At 61.8% G+C, this 15,325-nt stretch carries 14 protein-coding genes; 6 read left to right on the top strand and 8 right to left on the bottom strand.

From position 1 onward, the window contains the following. Positions 1 to 41: 41 nt before the first annotated feature. From B1781_RS04055 to B1781_RS04045, 3 genes are all read left to right on the top strand, one after another. Entirely contained in the window at positions 42 to 1,898 is a 1,857-nt protein-coding gene (locus tag B1781_RS04055) for a putative nucleotidyltransferase substrate binding domain-containing protein (protein ID WP_078118434.1), read from the top strand. Positions 1,899 to 1,907: 9 nt separating this feature from the next. Then, on the top strand, positions 1,908 to 2,630 hold the full coding sequence (locus tag B1781_RS04050; RefSeq protein WP_334223876.1) for an exonuclease domain-containing protein: 723 nt from the start codon (positions 1,908 to 1,910) through the stop codon (positions 2,628 to 2,630). Positions 2,631 to 2,707: 77 nt separating this feature from the next. Further along, entirely contained in the window at positions 2,708 to 3,268 is a 561-nt protein-coding gene (locus B1781_RS04045) for a hypothetical protein (RefSeq protein WP_078118433.1), read from the top strand. A 20-nt stretch (positions 3,269 to 3,288) separates the two neighbouring features. On the opposite strand, the gene B1781_RS04040 is transcribed toward B1781_RS04045, so the two are convergent. The 6 genes from B1781_RS04040 to B1781_RS04015 all read right to left on the bottom strand — a co-directional run bounded on the left by B1781_RS04040 (position 3,289) and on the right by B1781_RS04015 (position 9,218). After that, the gene (locus tag B1781_RS04040) at positions 3,289 to 4,758 is read right to left on the bottom strand and encodes an ATP-binding protein (RefSeq protein WP_078118432.1); all 1,470 of its coding nucleotides are present in this window, start codon (positions 4,756 to 4,758) and stop codon (positions 3,289 to 3,291) included. A gap of 24 nt (positions 4,759 to 4,782) precedes the next feature. Next, positions 4,783 to 5,442: a response regulator gene (locus B1781_RS04035; protein WP_078118431.1), complete on the bottom strand. Its 660-nt coding sequence runs from the start codon at positions 5,440 to 5,442 to the stop codon at positions 4,783 to 4,785. Positions 5,443 to 5,514: 72 nt separating this feature from the next. Next, positions 5,515 to 6,315, bottom strand: a complete 801-nt coding sequence (locus B1781_RS04030) for an SDR family oxidoreductase (RefSeq protein ID WP_078118430.1) — start codon at positions 6,313 to 6,315, stop codon at positions 5,515 to 5,517. Between the two features lie 40 nt (positions 6,316 to 6,355). Then, positions 6,356 to 7,030, bottom strand: coding sequence for a TenA family transcriptional regulator (locus B1781_RS04025; protein ID WP_078118429.1), 675 nt, complete (start codon positions 7,028 to 7,030; stop codon positions 6,356 to 6,358). Continuing rightward, a complete protein-coding gene (locus B1781_RS04020) occupies positions 7,027 to 8,553 on the bottom strand; it encodes an AMP-binding protein (protein WP_078118428.1) in 1,527 nt (508 codons plus the stop codon). Before B1781_RS04020 ends, B1781_RS04025 begins: the two co-directional genes overlap by 4 nt. Next, positions 8,550 to 9,218 carry a thermostable hemolysin gene (locus tag B1781_RS04015; protein WP_078118427.1) on the bottom strand — a complete coding sequence of 223 codons (669 nt, stop codon included), beginning with the start codon at positions 9,216 to 9,218 and terminating at the stop codon, positions 8,550 to 8,552. Before B1781_RS04015 ends, B1781_RS04020 begins: the two co-directional genes overlap by 4 nt. 168 nt (positions 9,219 to 9,386) lie before the next feature. Here B1781_RS04015 and B1781_RS04010 point away from each other — a divergent pair, with 168 nt between their 5' ends. The 3 genes from B1781_RS04010 (at position 9,387) to B1781_RS04000 (ending at position 12,939) form a co-directional block, all read left to right on the top strand. Beyond that, positions 9,387 to 11,006, top strand: coding sequence for a phosphoethanolamine transferase (locus B1781_RS04010; protein WP_078118426.1), 1,620 nt, complete (start codon positions 9,387 to 9,389; stop codon positions 11,004 to 11,006). Positions 11,007 to 11,137: 131 nt separating this feature from the next. Further along, positions 11,138 to 11,968, top strand: coding sequence for a LabA-like NYN domain-containing protein (locus B1781_RS04005; RefSeq protein WP_078118425.1), 831 nt, complete (start codon positions 11,138 to 11,140; stop codon positions 11,966 to 11,968). Between the two features lie 281 nt (positions 11,969 to 12,249). Further along, complete coding sequence (locus tag B1781_RS04000) at positions 12,250 to 12,939, top strand: class I SAM-dependent methyltransferase (protein ID WP_078118424.1); 690 nt, start codon at positions 12,250 to 12,252, stop codon at positions 12,937 to 12,939. Between the two features lie 43 nt (positions 12,940 to 12,982). Here the strand turns inward: B1781_RS04000 and B1781_RS03995 are convergent, their stop codons facing one another. Together B1781_RS03995 and B1781_RS03990 are read right to left on the bottom strand one after the other, a co-directional pair. Further along, positions 12,983 to 13,555, bottom strand: coding sequence for an NUDIX hydrolase (locus tag B1781_RS03995; protein WP_078118423.1), 573 nt, complete (start codon positions 13,553 to 13,555; stop codon positions 12,983 to 12,985). A 55-nt stretch (positions 13,556 to 13,610) separates the two neighbouring features. After that, positions 13,611 to 15,242: a CAP domain-containing protein gene (locus B1781_RS03990; RefSeq protein WP_078118422.1), complete on the bottom strand. Its 1,632-nt coding sequence runs from the start codon at positions 15,240 to 15,242 to the stop codon at positions 13,611 to 13,613. Between the last annotated feature and the right edge of the window lie 83 nt (positions 15,243 to 15,325).

The raw sequence follows: 15,325 nt of genomic DNA, 5'->3' as shown, positions 1-15,325 counted from the left end.
GCTGCAACAACAACGACACCCGGTTCAAAGGTGCCATAACGATGGAAGTCGAACTGCTCGAGATCCGCCAGTTTCTCGAAGAACGCAATCCCTTCAGCTACCTGTCGTCGGAACTGCTCGACGAACTCCCGAAGGACATCGAGATACGCTACCTGCGGCGCGGCAGCCGATTCCCGCCGAAGGATTCGGCGCTGTACATCGTGCGCAGCGGCGCAATCGAGATCTTCGACAAAGACGACGAACTTTGCGAAAAGCTCGCCGAAGGCGATATCTACAGTGTCGCCTGCCAGTTGGTGAACCTGTCGCAGTGTGATCGCGGCGAGGCAGCAGAAGACACCCTGCTCTACCTGCTGAGCTGCGACCGTCTCAAGGAGCTGTGCCGCGAGTCGAAGGCATTCAACGAACACTTCTCGGCCAACGTCAAAGAGCGCCTCAAAGCGGCAGTGACCATCACGCAGGAATCCGACGACCCGTCGGTCACCGCGATGATGATCGAGGTCGGCAGCCTGGTGCGCAAAACCCCGGTCACCATCGAAGCGACGGCGACAATCCGCGAGACCGCGGCCTTGATGAGCAACAAGGACGTGTCGTCGGTCATGATCATGAACGGCGACGAGCTGGTCGGCCTGGTGACCGACCGTGACCTGCGCAAACGCTGCGTGGCCATCGGCCTGAGCGGCGCCGAACCGATCGACAAGATCATGACGACCAGTCCGAAGGTGATCGAAGCCCGCACCTTGAGTGCGCAGGCACTGATGACCATGACACGTATGCACGTGCACCACCTGCCGGTGGTCGACCACGGCAAACTCCTGGGAATGATCACCGCCACCGACCTGGCCAATCACCAGAGCGCCAACTCGGCCTACCTGGCGGCCGATGTGCGCAAGGCGAAAACGGTCGATGACCTGATCGAGGTCAGCAAACGCCTGCCGAACCTGCACCTGCACCTGGCCAATGCCAGCGCCACGGCGCGCCATGTCGGCGAGGCGGTATCCAGTCTGACCGATTCGATCACCGCGCGTCTGCTGGAGATGGCCGAAGCCGAACTCGGCCCGCCCCCGGTGCCCTATGTGTGGCTGGCCGGCGGCTCGCAGGCCCGTCATGAGCAGAGTTCGCACTCGGATCAGGACAACGCACTGCTGTTGTCCGACGACATGCAACCGGAGCAGGACAGCTATTTCGCCGCACTGGCGAAGTTAGTCAGCGACGGCCTGAACGCCTGCGGCTTTGTTTACTGCCCGGGCAACGCCATGGCCACCAACCCGCAATGGCGGCAGACGCTGCACGTGTGGCAGGGCTATTTCACGCGCTGGATTGAAAGCCCCGACCCGATGTCGATGATGCTGTCGAGCATCTTCTACGACCTGCGCCCGGTCGCCGGCGCCATGGAACTGTTCGGCCCCTTGCAGACGACCATCCTGAAGAAATCTCAGGAAAACCGCATCTTTCTCGCCTACATGATGGCCAACGCGATGCAGCACCGGCCACCGTTGGGATTCTTCCGCCAGTTCGTTCTTGAGCGCGGCGGCGAGCATGATGAAACGCTCGATCTGAAACACCGCGGCATCGTACCGATCACCGATATTGCGCGTATCATCGCGCTGTCGCTGGGCAAGGAACCGGTGAATACGATCGATCGCCTGCGCGCCTGCGCCGGCAGCCCGGCACTGTCGAGCGACATGGCCGAGAACCTCGAAGACGCACTCGAGTTCATTGCATCGTTGCGCATCCAACACCAGGCAGCGCAGATCAAGAAGGGCGTAAAACCCAACAACTATGTGCCGCCGGACAACCTGTCGGCACTCGAGCGTGAGCACCTGAAACACGCCTTCAAGGTGATCCAGGCGATGCAGGAAACCATGGTCAAACGCTTCGGTGCGGACAAGCTCGGTTGACGATCATGAATGCACGCGCAACCGTTGAAGGGTTCACCGATGCTTGAGCGTTTTCTCGGCAAGGAGTACCGGCGCAAGAAGGCGCTCGCCAAGGTCCAACCGGGACCGCTGAAGACGTTCCTGGAGACGCCGACGCCGGACAAGAAATCGGATTGCCGCGACATCAAGATCGTTGCACTCGACCTGGAGACGACCGGGCTCGATCCGAAAAAAGACGAGATCCTCAGCATGGGTCTGGTCGAGATCGATCATTTCGGCGTCAAGCTGGGCACGGCGTGGCACAACATCGTGTGTATCGATCGCGATATTCCCGGCGAGTCGGCGGTGATTCACCAGATCACCGACGATCAGGCCGCCGCGGGCAAGCCGTTGGAAACCCTGTTACCCGAACTGCTGCGACGTCTCGCCGGCAAACCGATGCTGGTGCACTATTCACCGATCGAGCAGAACTTTATCGATGCGGCATGCCGCCGTATGTACGGCGCACCCTTCGTCACGCCGATCATCGACACGCTGGAGATCGGACAGCGGGTATTCGAACGGCGCAACCATACGATTCAACCGGGCGATCTGCGCCTATTCAACCTGCGGCCACGCTACAATCTGCCGCAGTACAAGGCGCACAACGCGCTCAGCGATGCACTGGCCACGGCCGAACTGTTTCTCGCGATGGCCGACAATCTGTATCCGGAAATGCCGTGCCCACTGGGTGAGTTCCTGAGCAGACGCTGAGCACGCCGATTTAAACCCTGCGATACGTAATCGATGCCGGTTACGCTCGCCACGCTACCGAGGCATCGAACAACGTCATGGCCGACAAGAAACCCAGCCTGCACAAAACCCTGTTCTTTTTGATCCTGGTATTCGTGCCACCGTATTTCCTGATCTTCACCGACGAAGGCTCGCGCCTGTCCGACACCGCCCTGTTGTGGCTGCTCGGCGAAGAAGACATCAAGGTCGATATCGCCAAGCTCGATCGCTCGTTCAGCGAAACCGACATCAAAACGGTATTCGCCGAACACGAATGGACGTGCGGAGAAAAGCAGACGCCGTTCGGTGAGAGCCTGTGTGCCGCACGCATCGGCACCTTCAATACGCTGCCGGCGCGACTCATCACCTTCTACTTCGTCGACCAACAGGTGACCGGTATGAAGGTGAACTATCGCGAGCCCTATCACGAACAGATGCTCGGCCAGTTTATTACGGCGTTCGGTCAGCCGAGCAATGTCGAACAGGCCGTATCGGACACACCCGATGCGGCCGAGGTCCTCGAATGGCGACTCGATCGCGGCACGCTGGTTATGAAGAAGGAGCTGGCAAAGCAGGACGAGGCGTCGGTACTGTGGCTGGCCGCCAGGCCGGGCAACTAAACCGCACCTCGGGATAAGATTCAGCCGGCGAAGACAACTCTCACGGCCAACCCGCGGCCGTGCAGTCCTTCGCCAAGTTCGATCGTTGCGCCATGCAGTTGGGCGATTCGCTGCACAATTGACAGGCCAAGGCCACTGCCGGTCGTGTCGTTGGCCTGCTCCGCTTCGCCGCGATGGAAGCGGTCGAAGATCTTGCCGCGCTCTTCCGCGGCAACACCCGGGCCGTCGTCGGCCACCTGCAACCAGGCCTTTCCGGCGTTGCTGCCGGCACTGACGGTGACCGTGCCGCCACGCGGCGTATAGCGCACCGCATTGTCGACCAGATTGCGCAGCATCACCTGCAACGCGGTTGCATCGCCAACGACGTTGACCGATCCGGATCCGTCGACACCCAGGTCGATATCGCGCTCCACCGCCTGTTGGCTCATAACCGAAACGGCATCGGACACCAAGGCACCCAGGTCGACCTTGGCATCGACCAACGCCTTGGCCTGCTGTGAATCGGCACGTGCCAACAACAACAATTGCTCGACCGAGTGGGTGGCACGATCCACGCCTTGCAGCGCCTGGTCGAGCGACTGCCGCGTCGAGGTCTCTCGTGATCGTTTGCGCGCGACCTGCAAGTGGGTCTTGAGCGCCGCCAACGGGGTACGCAGTTCATGTGCGGCGTCAGCCGTGAACTGGCGCTCGCGGCGCAGGGTCGATGCGACCCGAGCAAACAGGTCGTTCAGCGCCTGTACAAGAGTGTGGACCTCTTGCGGCGCATTGCGTGCCTCGATCGGGTCGAGCGCATCCGGTGCGCGCCGCGCCACGTCGCGTGCAACCGATTCGAGCGGCTTCAATGCACGTCCGACTATCCAGGAAATCAACAACGCCAGGATGGGCAGGGCGATCAACGCTGGCATCAAGGTATTGCTGGTGATATAGCCGACCAGTTCGGCGCGAAATGCCTGCTTCTCGCCGACCTGCACGACGAAACCGGTTTCCTTTTGAGTCAGCGTGAATACCCGCCACGCTGCATCGCCAAGCTCGACATTGGCAAAGCCATCATCAAGCTGCGGCATGTCCGGCGCCGTGCTGTCGCGAACCAGCACGGTACCGTCGCCGTAGCGCGCGACAAACGCCAGACCGGCCTGGTAGCGTTGCCCGGCGTTCTGCGCGGCGGTGACCAGTTCGAGCCGCTCCCTGCCTTCTTCCTCCATGTACTCTTGCAGGATTGCCGCCAAGCGCGGCATCGATTGACCCTTGATCGCATTGAGTTCGGCGGTGACCTCGCGCACCTTTTCCGCCATCTCCTGCTCTTCCTCGACTTCGTGGATCAGCAGCGATTGCAGGATGCGCGCACTGCGCGCCATGTCGGCATCGAAGACCTCTTCCACCTCATGTTGCGCGGCACGGTAGACCAGCACGAGCACCGCCAGCCAGACCAGCAGGATGCCGGAGATCAGCATCACCAGCAGACGACGTTTGAGGGAGGTGGGCGCGTTCATCGATAACGACAGGTGTGCGAGGTATCAGGCCTTGGGGATCATATAACCCAGACCGCGAATCGTACGAATGCGATCTTTGCCGAGCTTTTTTCGCAGGTGATGGATGTGGACCTCGACGGCGTTGCTTTCCACGCCCTCGCCCCAACCGTACAGAATCTGTTCCAGGCGCTCACGCGACAACGGCATGCCGGGACGCTCCAGCAGCGCCTCGAGAATCGCCAGGGCCTTGGCCGATAGCGCCACGGTCTCGCCATCGACGGTCACGCTGCGTGCCGCCGGATCAAACACCATGTCGCCATGCTCGATCACCGGGCTGGCCCGGCCGCCGCTGCGTCGCGAGATTGCACGCAGCCGCGCCGTGAGTTCACCCAGATCGAACGGCTTGACCAGATAGTCGTCGGCACCGATGTCGAGACCGGCGATCCGATCCTCCACCGTATCGCGCGCGGTCAGGATCAGCACCGGCAGCAGCGAGTGCTGCGCTCGCAGTTCTTTGAGCACGGTCAGACCGTCTTTGCCGGGCAGGCCCAGGTCGAGCACCAGAACATCCGGCTGCTCGGTGCGCAGGCTGTCGGCCGCCATGCGACCGTCGCGCAACCAATCGACGGTATACCCCGATTGCTCCAGGCCGGCCTGCACAGCCGAGCCCAACAAGGCATCGTCTTCAACCAGCAGAACTCTCAAGCGTCCCGTCTCCGTGAACAAAGGGCACCGGGCAAAGGTGCAACGCCAGCGTTGCGCCCCAAACAAACGACATCAGGCGTCACGTGCGAAACCACCCATAACCTGATTCTGCTTGCGCAGGCCGCCGTCGACAAGGCGCGGCAGGAAGCTGTTCAGGCGGGCGAAGAATTTCTCCGGGAATCCGAGGTAGACGTCCTTGGCGTCTGCCTCGATCGCGGCGACCGTCTTGTCGGCGACCCACGCCGGATCGTCCATGTTCATCTTGGTCGCTTCGGCCATGCGGTACATGGCGTCGGTATTGAGCTTGGTCTTGACCGCGCGCGGCGCAACGTAGGTCAGGTTCACGCCGGTGCCGTCCAACTCGCGACGCAGGGCCTCGGAAAAGCCCCGCAGGCCGAACTTGCTCGCCGAATAAGCGGCAAACCAGGCGAAGCCGATGCTGCCGAACGTCGAGCCTATGTTCACGATATGTCCGCTGCCGCGCTTGAGCATTTCAGGCAGCACTTGGCGGGCCGCCATCATCGGCACGGTCAGGTTGAGTTGAACGATGCGCGCCATCAGTTCCGGGTCTTCTTCACTGAACGGCCTGAAGCTCATCAGGCCGGCGCAATTGATCAACATGTCGATGCCGCCAAGCCGCTGGTGCGCCTCGTTGATCGCCTGCTCACGCGCTTCGCGATCGAGCAGGTCGGCCGACAGCCCGTACACGATGGCCCCATCTGCCTTCAGGCGATCGGCCAATGGCCCGGTCTCGTCGTCGTTGCGCCCCAGCAGGGCCAGGTTCGCACCTCTGGCCGCCAGCTTTTCTGCAATCGCCGAACCGATGCCCCCCGCAGCACCGGTCAGCAATACACGCGTGGTTTCAAGCTTCATGGTTTTCCTCCCCCTCCGTAGTCTCTTGTAATGCAACCGGTCAGGCCGCCGCCGCGGCGTTCAGCGTCAGCGGCAGTGCGCGGAACACATCGCCATACAGGCGGAAGAACCGCTTCGCGCAGTGGATAACTGTCTGGCGATCTGCTTCATCGTCGAGGCGGTTGACCAGGTTCTTGTAAAAATCCATGTGTGACAGATCCAACGAGCCGTGGCTCGTCAGATAAGAAAACGCCTTGAACGGCAGACCCAGATTGCCCTGCAACGCGGCAGCGGCGTCGGTCGCGACGCGGATACTGGTCCCTTCGAGCACCAGCACCATGCCGAGAAAGCCAACCGGATTACCGCGGTCAATCGTGTGGTAAGCGTAGGCAACCATCAGCTCTGCCGCCATGCCGGGTTGTGCACGACGCACCGCTTCGGCATCGCCGCCGCACGCCTTGATATCGTTCAGGATCCATTCCTGGTGCCCGACCTCTTCCTCGACGTACTCGGCCATGGCATCGCGCAACCATTCCTTGTTGTGCGGTACGCGCGAGCCACACGCCATCAACAGCGGCGTGGTGTGCTTGACGTGATGAAAAGCCTGACCGAGAAATGCCATGTAGCTGTCGAGCGACAGTTCACCCTTCCAGCCGTGTTGAATGAAGGGGATCGACAGCAGTTCCTCGCGTTCCTTTTCGGTCTCTGCGAGCAAGCGCTCGAAAAAATCGGTCATGACGTTTGAGCCTCGACAAAGAGTGATTCGATGGTGTCGCGGTGCTGTTCAAGCAACTTGTCGCGACGGATACGGCCCGTGCCGGTCAACAGTCCGTTGGCCGGCGTGAACGGGTCCACCACAACCCAGCGCGAAACGCGCGCATAGTCGGGAAGATTCTGATTGGCGCGCGCCACGGCCGACTGGATCGCCTCGTGACACACCTCACCCGCCGGCACCAGCAGCGCGATATTGAACGGCCGGGCCTCGCCGATAACCGCGGCCTGAGCGATCTCGGGTTCCAAGGTCAGCTCGCTCTCGACCCATTCCGGCGCGACGTTGCGGCCGAACGCCGTGATAAACACATTGCGTCGCCGCCCGGTAAGCTGGAGATAGCCGTCGACATCGAGCTCGCCGATATCGCCGCTTCGCCAAACCGTCGCCGCGTGGGCAACGCTGCCCGCCGGTTGTGCGTGCAATCCGCCGAGATACCCGGCAAACGGCATGCCCTCGATCAATACCTCGCCGTCGCGACCGATGCGGATGCCGACATGCGGCAGCGGCCGACCGACACTGCCCGGTCTGTTGTGTGCCGGCGTGTTCAGGCACACCACCGAGCAACACTCGGACAGCCCATACCCTTCATACACGGGCAAGCCACATTCCTGAGCGCGCTGCAGCAGGCGCGGCGATACCGGGGCCCCACCTACGGCCGCGAAGCGTAGCGCCAGCGCGCCGCGCGTATCCCACTCGCGCGTCTCGACCACGCCCTGCAGTGTTTGCGGTGTGAAGATCACCGTGCTCGCTGCATTGGCGACGAGGGCGGCCGTCATCGTGCGCGCATCCAGGCCGGAAGAGCCACTCAGGCCGACCTGTTCACCCGGCAGCAGGATGCTGCTGGCGCCGGCCCATAACGGCACATAAACGCCGCCGATGTTCTCCAGCAGCACGGCAAGCGGCATCAACGCGAGATGGCGATCGTCGGCCGTCATGCCGGTTGCATCCGCCAGCGACTCGACCACTTTGCGCATCTGCGGCCAAGCCAGCATCACGCCCTTCGGCGTACCGGTGGTGCCGGATGTGAACGTTACCTTGTGTACCCCGGCCGGGATCGTCGCGGCGGGCTTACCGCTGCCGGGCTCGGTTTGCAGGCAGACCAGATCGGTACCGGCGATATTCAGCGTCTCTTGCGCAGTCGCCAAGCGACCGCGACAACATTCGCGCAACCGCGCCGGTGCGTCGCTGATGATCGCCTGGGCGCCGGACAGTTCGAGCACGTGCCGCACCTGGCTGGCCGAGAAGAACGGCGGCAAAGGCACCAGGCAGACGTTCGCCTGCATGGCCGCGATGTCGAGCACGGCCCATGCCGGGCTATTGGCCATATCGATCGCGAGCACGCGGATATCGCGGGCTCTCAACCAGGCAACAGCGGCGTCGATCGATGCCACCAGCCGCTCGTAGCTCACCGACTGATCGGCGCTGATCAATGCGGCACGTGCAGGCATCCGGCCCGCGTGCTCAACTATCCGCTCGTACAGGGTCATGCGACGTTACGGCCCGCCAGCTGGGCGCGAGTCCAAAGCGAGTTCAAGGCGCATTCCTTCTCGAACAAGGCCGACAAAACAGCGTAGCTCTGCGCCACGCTGGCCGCCATCACGCGCGGTCGCTGCTCGTAGTATCTGCCCCAGCACGCACATTCCTGCGGCGACAGGCGGCCCGGATCGGCGGGCGCAATATCCACCAGCTCGACCCCGAGGCGGCGGAAGGCATTACGCAACTCCGGGCCACAGGTGAACACCGCCCAGGTATGACCGGTGCCGAACAGGTAGGCGGTCAGCGCCGTGATCAACCAGCGACCGCCGCCGATGGCACCGACCGCGAAGTTGCCTACCTCGACCAGGCTGGCACGATCGACCGGAAGCCCGGCCGCGGCGCTCAATGCCTGTTCTACCGGGCGGTCCAGGTACTGCTCCAGAAACAGCGGCTGGCGATCGACGATGCGCAGACCGAGCACGGCAAGCAAGGTGTCGTCGTCATTGCGCAGCGACATCAGGGTCGGCATGAAATGCTGGACATGCGCACCATAAGCGCGCTCGAATGCCGCATGCACGAACGTCTCGGCGTCCAGGCGGCGCTCGGCCTGCGGCCCGTCGAGATCGACCAACGTCGGCACTTCCGTCTTGCTTTTTCGGGTTGTCATATCAGCCATGGGTAGGTCCTCTTCGCCCTATGGCATGCAATCCTGGCGTTGCATACTTAAGCAGGCCTTAAGTAGACCGAATCAAAATCCCCACTCTTTCAGCCGCCGCTGGGCAGGTTTCACCGACTGTGCCCCGGCTCACATTCAGCGAGTCACAGGAGTGAACCTCGAATCCCCATGAAACACCGCGCGTTTTCAGCAAGTTCCACGCAACTCATCGTCGGCACGGCCGTCTTTCTGACGCTGTTTGCGAATTTCGCGTTGTTTCGCAACCTAATCGACGCGTTTGCATCGGCACCTTGGGGCTACGCGCATATCGCCTCGATGGCGGCAGTCCTGCTGTGTGCACTGACCTTTCTGCTCGCGGTGCTGTGCATCGGGAGGGCGACCAAGGCGGTGCTCGTAACCCTGTTGATGGTGTCGTCGGTCACCGCGTATTTCATGGATACGTACAATGTGATCATCGACAGTGACATGTTGCACAACGCGGCGGCAACCAATGCCGCCGAGGCGGGCGACCTGATGAGCTGGCGCTTCGCGTTGTATGTGTTGCTCCTGGGAGTATTACCAAGCGCACTGGTGGTGCTGATCGAGCACCAGCGAAAAGCGCTCAAGACTGCAGTCGTGTCGCGTGCCAAGCTGCTCGCCATTCCGCTGGTGGCCGCGATTGGCCTGATGCTGCTGTCGAGCGGCTTCTACGCATCGTTCATCCGCGAACACAAGGCGCTGCGTTATTACAGCAATCCGGCGACACCGATCTATGCCTTGTTCAGATTCGCCGACGAACACATCGCCGGCGCCAGCCGACCTTTGCAGGCGATCGGCACCGACGCCCGCATACCGGCGGCCGATATCGAACGCGAGCTGATCATCATGGTGGTCGGTGAGACTGCCCGCGCCGATCGCTTCTCGCTGAATGGTTATCAGCGCGACACCAATCCAGAACTGGCGAAACGCAAGGTTGTCAGCCTGTCGCACGTGTCGGCCTGCGGCACGTCGACGGCGATCTCCGTGCCCTGCATGTTTGCATTGAGTACACGCGACGACTTCGACGGCAAAGACGCGCTAGCGACCGAGAACGCACTCGACGTGCTCAAGCATGCGGGCGTGAACATTCTGTGGCGCGACAACAACTCCAGCTCGAAGCACGTCGCCGACCGTGTCGAGACCCAGGATTATCGCTCGCCCGACAACAACACGATCTGCGACGTCGAGTGCCGTGACGAAGGTATGCTGGTCGGCCTGCAGGAATACGTCGACGCGCACCCAAGTGGCGACATCCTGATCGTGCTGCACCAGATGGGCAGCCACGGGCCTGCGTATTACAAGCGCTACCCCGACGCCTATCGCAAGTTCACACCGACCTGCGATACCAGCCAGCTCGACGACTGCGCACCGGAAACGATCGGCAACGCCTATGACAACACGATTCTGTACACCGACCACTTCCTGTCTCAGGCTATCGATTTTCTAAAGCGCAACGACAGCCGTTTCGAAACAGGCCTGATGTATGTCAGTGACCACGGCGAATCGCTCGGCGAGTCGGGCCTGTACCTGCATGGACTGCCCTACTTCGTCGCCCCCGAGACCCAGACCCACGTACCCGTCATCCTGTGGTTCGGTGCCAACTACGAAGAGGCCGACAACGACAGCTTGCTGGCGATCCGCAACGAACATCTGTCGCATGATCATGTGTTCCACACCCTGCTGGGTATGTTTGAAATCGAGTCTGCCGTCTACGACCCGCAAAAGGATATCCTGCAACTCGCGCGCAGCCGAAACGATCCGCAAAAGTGAATCCCTGCAGATCGCTGGAGCGGATCGGTTTGACTTTGGTGACGCTTCCTTTCGAGAATTGAGCTTGCGCACCCGTCGCCCTGTTGCGTCGGGTGCGCGGATCGACCATCACTTGAAGCCCGGGAATCGTATTGAGCAACATCAAAGTGGGCGTCTTCGTTGACGCCGAGAACACGCGCTATAACGGCGGCTATCAACTTCGCTACGACATCCTGCGGCGCTTCGCAGCGCGCAACGGCGGTACCCTGTTGAGACTCAACGTCTACCTGGCATTCGATTCCGAACGCGCCAAGGAAGACCAGGACTACGCGCGCCGCACCTACGCCTACCAGAACACGCTGCGCGACTTTGGCTGGAAGGTCATCACCAAGGAGGTCAAGCGCTACACCGATGAAGAGGGCCACACGACCACCAAGGCCAATGCCGACCTCGACCTCGCGGTCGATGCCATGCTGCAGGCCGAGAACCTCGACGAGATCCTGCTGGTCAGCGGCGATGGCGACTTTTTGCAATTGGTGACGGCGCTGCAGAACAAGGGCTGCCGCGTAGAACTGCTCGGCTTCAACAATGTCTCGCGGGCCTTGCAGCGCCAGGTCGACGCCTATCACTCCGGTTTCCTGATACCGGACCTGGTACCGATCTACTACGAGCCGCGCAATGCCTGGGGCGAGACCGGATCGTGCGTGCGCGGCTACTGCTCACGCTGGATCGAAGACAAAGGCTACGGCTTTCTGAGCTTCATAAAACGCATCGGCAACAACCTGTGGATCACCGACAACCGCGACCCGGCATCGCCGTGGGACAGCGCCTTCTGTCACATCAATGAACTGGCTGACGGCCTGCAGGCCGATGACCTGGCAAACCGCGACATGGTGCTTGAGTTCTACCTGAAGGAAAGCGAACAGAAAGACGGCGGCCTGGTCGCGCAGAACGTGCGCCGGGTGCAAATCAAAGGTCGTTGACGCGCAGCCGCCACACCTTGGCGTCGTAAGACATACGCCAACCGTAGACCCTCATCGACAGCGAGTCGGCAGCAGGCTTCCGAACTCCAGTGCCTTGGCGTGCTCCGCTGTTCGCCTTAGGCAGTGCCTTGTCGCGCCGAATGTGCGCGACAAAGTTTGTTCCACTAGCTGCCGACTTAAGGATGCACTAAGCCGCGCGGCGCACGCTGCCCAATACCGATAATACGCACGACGAAACTGTCGAAACCCGACTAGTGCTCCGTGCCCCCACAGAGGTATTCATGGGTATGCACGACCCTACGCTCGCCGAACTCGATCACGACTATCAATTGACCATGACGCGCTTCGATCATGCCGGCGTTGCCCAGCGCTATGCCGTCAAGAAGCACGCACCCGATTGGCGCAACACCCGGGAGCTTGAGCTGATCCGCAGCACGCTGTCGGCATTGCCCGCCGGTTCCCATGTACTCGATCTGCCGAGCGGAACGGGGCGTATCGCGATGGCGTTGGCCCGCGACGGCTTTCAGGTTACCGCAGCGGACTCGTCGGCACATATGCTGTCGGTCGCTCAGCAGCAAAGCCATCGCCAGGGTATTGATGGCATCAGGTTCAGCGCATGCGACATCCTCAAGAGCGGTTTTGCCGATGACGCCTTCGATGCCGTGTTGTGCAATCGCTTGCTGCACCACTATCGAAAGCCCGAGGTCAGGAGCGCAGTGCTGGCCGAACTCCGTCGCATCTCCCGCGGGCCGGTTATCGCCTTCTATTTTCTGCGCACATCCAGTTCATGGTTGAGCTACGACGCACGCAACTGGATACGTGGCAAGCACCCTGAAGACCGCATTCCGGTGGCAAAGGCACAACTCGAGGCGGAAGCAAATGCAGCGGGCCTTAAGATCGAACGCATCGATTGGGTAAGGCCGATGCTCTCGCCGCAGTGCTATGTCACATTCCAGCCGATCGCGAAATGAACCCGCGTCGCGCGCTGACAAGGGCGTATTGATCGAGACCCACTCAGGAGATACGCCGCACCTGGTAGCGACCCGGGACGCCACCTTCGCGCACGATATCCAGCATGCGTACCGGGTATTGTCCTTGCGCGCGATCGGCGAAGTACAGCCGAAGCGCCTCAGAAACGGTGGGGAACGCCATCTCGTTCCACGGCATCTCGTCCTCACCCAGCAGGACCACCTCGAGGCTCTCTTCGCCGGGTGAGAAATCGAGATCGAGCAGGCGGCCGCGGAACAACATGTAAACCTGATTGATGTGCGGCAGGTTGACGGTTACGTACAGATCGTCGACCGCCACGCGGGCGTTGGCCTCTTCGAGCGTCTCGCGCACTGCGCCTTCGTAGGTCGTCTCGCCGTTTTCCATGAAACCCGCCGGCACGGTCCACAGACCGAGACGCGGTTCAATCGCCCGGCGGCACATCAGCACCTTGTCTTCCCAGTGGGCGATGCAACCGGCAACCACTTTGGGATTGTGATAGTGAATGGTGCCGCATTGGTCGCAGATATGCCGCGGCCGGTTATCACCGGCCGGCACGCCCACGCGGACCTCACTGCCACAGACACTGCAATACTTCATCACCCTTCCTGATTGTGCGATCCCTGCATCATAGCAGGCGGTCTGGCGGATTCGCTCAGCGGCAACCCTGCGGCACCAGCTCGGCCTGTCGACCGTCGTCGAACTGCATGCGGATGCGATCGCAGAACGCCAACGATAGAGTGACCTGCAAGGTGTTGGGGTCGACGATCGCAACCTCGACCTGGTTACCGCGCAGAAACTCGGTGCGCGTACGCAGTACCGTCGGCTTTGATTGTTCATCCGGCGGTACGTACACGCGAAACGGTTTGCCGGGATCGATCACGAATGACCGAGCCGTCTGGCCGACGATCACCATCGGCAGCTCGTCACCACGCGTTCGGAACATCCATTCGAATGAGCGCCGCTCGCCATCGAGTACGGCGGAGACACTCGCCAGGTAGCGGGTCGACCACGCCAGCCGTTGCAGTGGGAAGAGTGCGAATTCGTGGCTGCCGAGCAATTGATGCGGATCGCTGGCCTGATCGAGCAGGCGCACATCGCTCACGATAGCGCGTCGGTCACCGTCGAGCCGGTACAGCTCGAACTTCTCGAGCGTCACCGTCCGCACTTTGGCCGGATTGAATTGCAGCGAGACCGGCTGGCCGGCCACTTCGCGATCGGGCAGCGGGTCGGGCTCTTCGATGAAGAAGGCCGGCGTGACATCGGTTGAGCCCTGCGGTGGCCAGATGACGATCTCGGGCGACGGCAGACGCGCCGCCCGATCCAACTCGTCGAGATATTCCACGCGCACGTCAGTTTGCTCGGCACACGGCCTGCGGTACCGACCGGAGTCTTGGTAACGGCCGCTGTCAGGCACGTTCGCGCATTGCGCCTCCAACCATTCGGCGTGCACCGCGCGCTGCTCATCGCAGATCTCGTAGTAGCTGCCGCTCGCACGGTATACCGCATGCTCCGGCTGGTTCTCGCACAGCGCGTTGAACCAGCGCGCGTCCAGACGCGTGCCATTGTCGCAGGCCTCGTAGTAGCGGCCATGGCCGATGAAGCGCGCTTCGCGCGGCGGATCGTTGCACACCTGCTGCATGAACTCGGCCTGCAGCCGCACGCCGTTCGGGCAGGTTACCGGGTACGAGGCTTTGAACAACGCACGTTCAGGGATGCCGCGACACATTTGCAGGTAATAGTCGCGGGTGATGGTCTGTCCCAGGCAATCGACCGGTGTCTGGTAACGCGCCTGTGTAGGAGGTTCGGCGCACACCTTTGCAAGATCGGAGCGCCCGAGCACGAACACACGCGACTTTTCGCCGACCGCCACCCCCAGTTGGTCGGCTTCGAGATCGAGGAAGGTCAAGCGATGGTAGATCGCACTCATCAGGCCATCGATCGCCTCATCGGCATCGGCGTAACCCATGCTGACGTTCTCCAGCACGTCGCGATGCGGATAGCCCGCGGCGACGGCCCGCGCACCCGGATCCTCGCCGGTGAAGCCGGCCAAGCCGGGCTGCTGCTTGTGCGCCGACAGGCCGTGTGGCGTCTTGCCGGGTTCGCGGTGCCGGTCGAGGTAGGCGGCATGCTGCCGCGCTGCCTGGTCGAGCACGGGCGAAGGCGCCAACGACGCCAGGCCCGCACGCTCGCGCAGCGCATTCACCCTGTCGGCATCGACACCTGCGGCCAGCGACATCGGCAGATAGGCCAGCAAACCAGCAAAGATGTAAGCAATCGACTTCACGCAGAGCAACGGGGATCAGCCATCGGCTGCCAAGCATAGCGCGCTTCGCCTACGCTGATCCGCACCGGATGCTCGACCGCGCA

The sequence above is a fragment of the Thiosocius teredinicola genome, from assembly GCF_002009425.1.
GTDB lineage: Bacteria > Pseudomonadota > Gammaproteobacteria > Chromatiales > Chromatiaceae > Thiosocius > Thiosocius teredinicola.
The sequence above is the reverse complement of the archived record's forward strand: the minus strand, read 5'-3'. Positions and strand labels throughout refer to the sequence as shown.

Excerpts from the sequence above, each read along its gene's own strand:
- B1781_RS04055 (WP_078118434.1), top strand. The coding sequence starts at position 42 with ATGGAAGTCGAACTGCTCGAGATCCGCCAGTTTCTCGAAGAACGCAAT.
- B1781_RS04050 (WP_334223876.1), top strand. The coding sequence starts at position 1,908 with ATGCACGCGCAACCGTTGAAGGGTTCACCGATGCTTGAGCGTTTTCTC.
- B1781_RS04045 (WP_078118433.1), top strand. The coding sequence starts at position 2,708 with ATGGCCGACAAGAAACCCAGCCTGCACAAAACCCTGTTCTTTTTGATC.
- B1781_RS04040 (WP_078118432.1), bottom strand. The coding sequence starts at position 4,758 with ATGAACGCGCCCACCTCCCTCAAACGTCGTCTGCTGGTGATGCTGATC.
- B1781_RS04030 (WP_078118430.1), bottom strand. The coding sequence starts at position 6,315 with ATGAAGCTTGAAACCACGCGTGTATTGCTGACCGGTGCTGCGGGGGGC.
- B1781_RS04025 (WP_078118429.1), bottom strand. The coding sequence starts at position 7,030 with ATGACCGATTTTTTCGAGCGCTTGCTCGCAGAGACCGAAAAGGAACGC.
- B1781_RS04020 (WP_078118428.1), bottom strand. The coding sequence starts at position 8,553 with ATGACCCTGTACGAGCGGATAGTTGAGCACGCGGGCCGGATGCCTGCA.
- B1781_RS04015 (WP_078118427.1), bottom strand. The coding sequence starts at position 9,218 with ATGGCTGATATGACAACCCGAAAAAGCAAGACGGAAGTGCCGACGTTG.
- B1781_RS04010 (WP_078118426.1), top strand. The coding sequence starts at position 9,387 with ATGAAACACCGCGCGTTTTCAGCAAGTTCCACGCAACTCATCGTCGGC.
- B1781_RS04000 (WP_078118424.1), top strand. The coding sequence starts at position 12,250 with ATGGGTATGCACGACCCTACGCTCGCCGAACTCGATCACGACTATCAA.
- B1781_RS03995 (WP_078118423.1), bottom strand. The coding sequence starts at position 13,555 with ATGAAGTATTGCAGTGTCTGTGGCAGTGAGGTCCGCGTGGGCGTGCCG.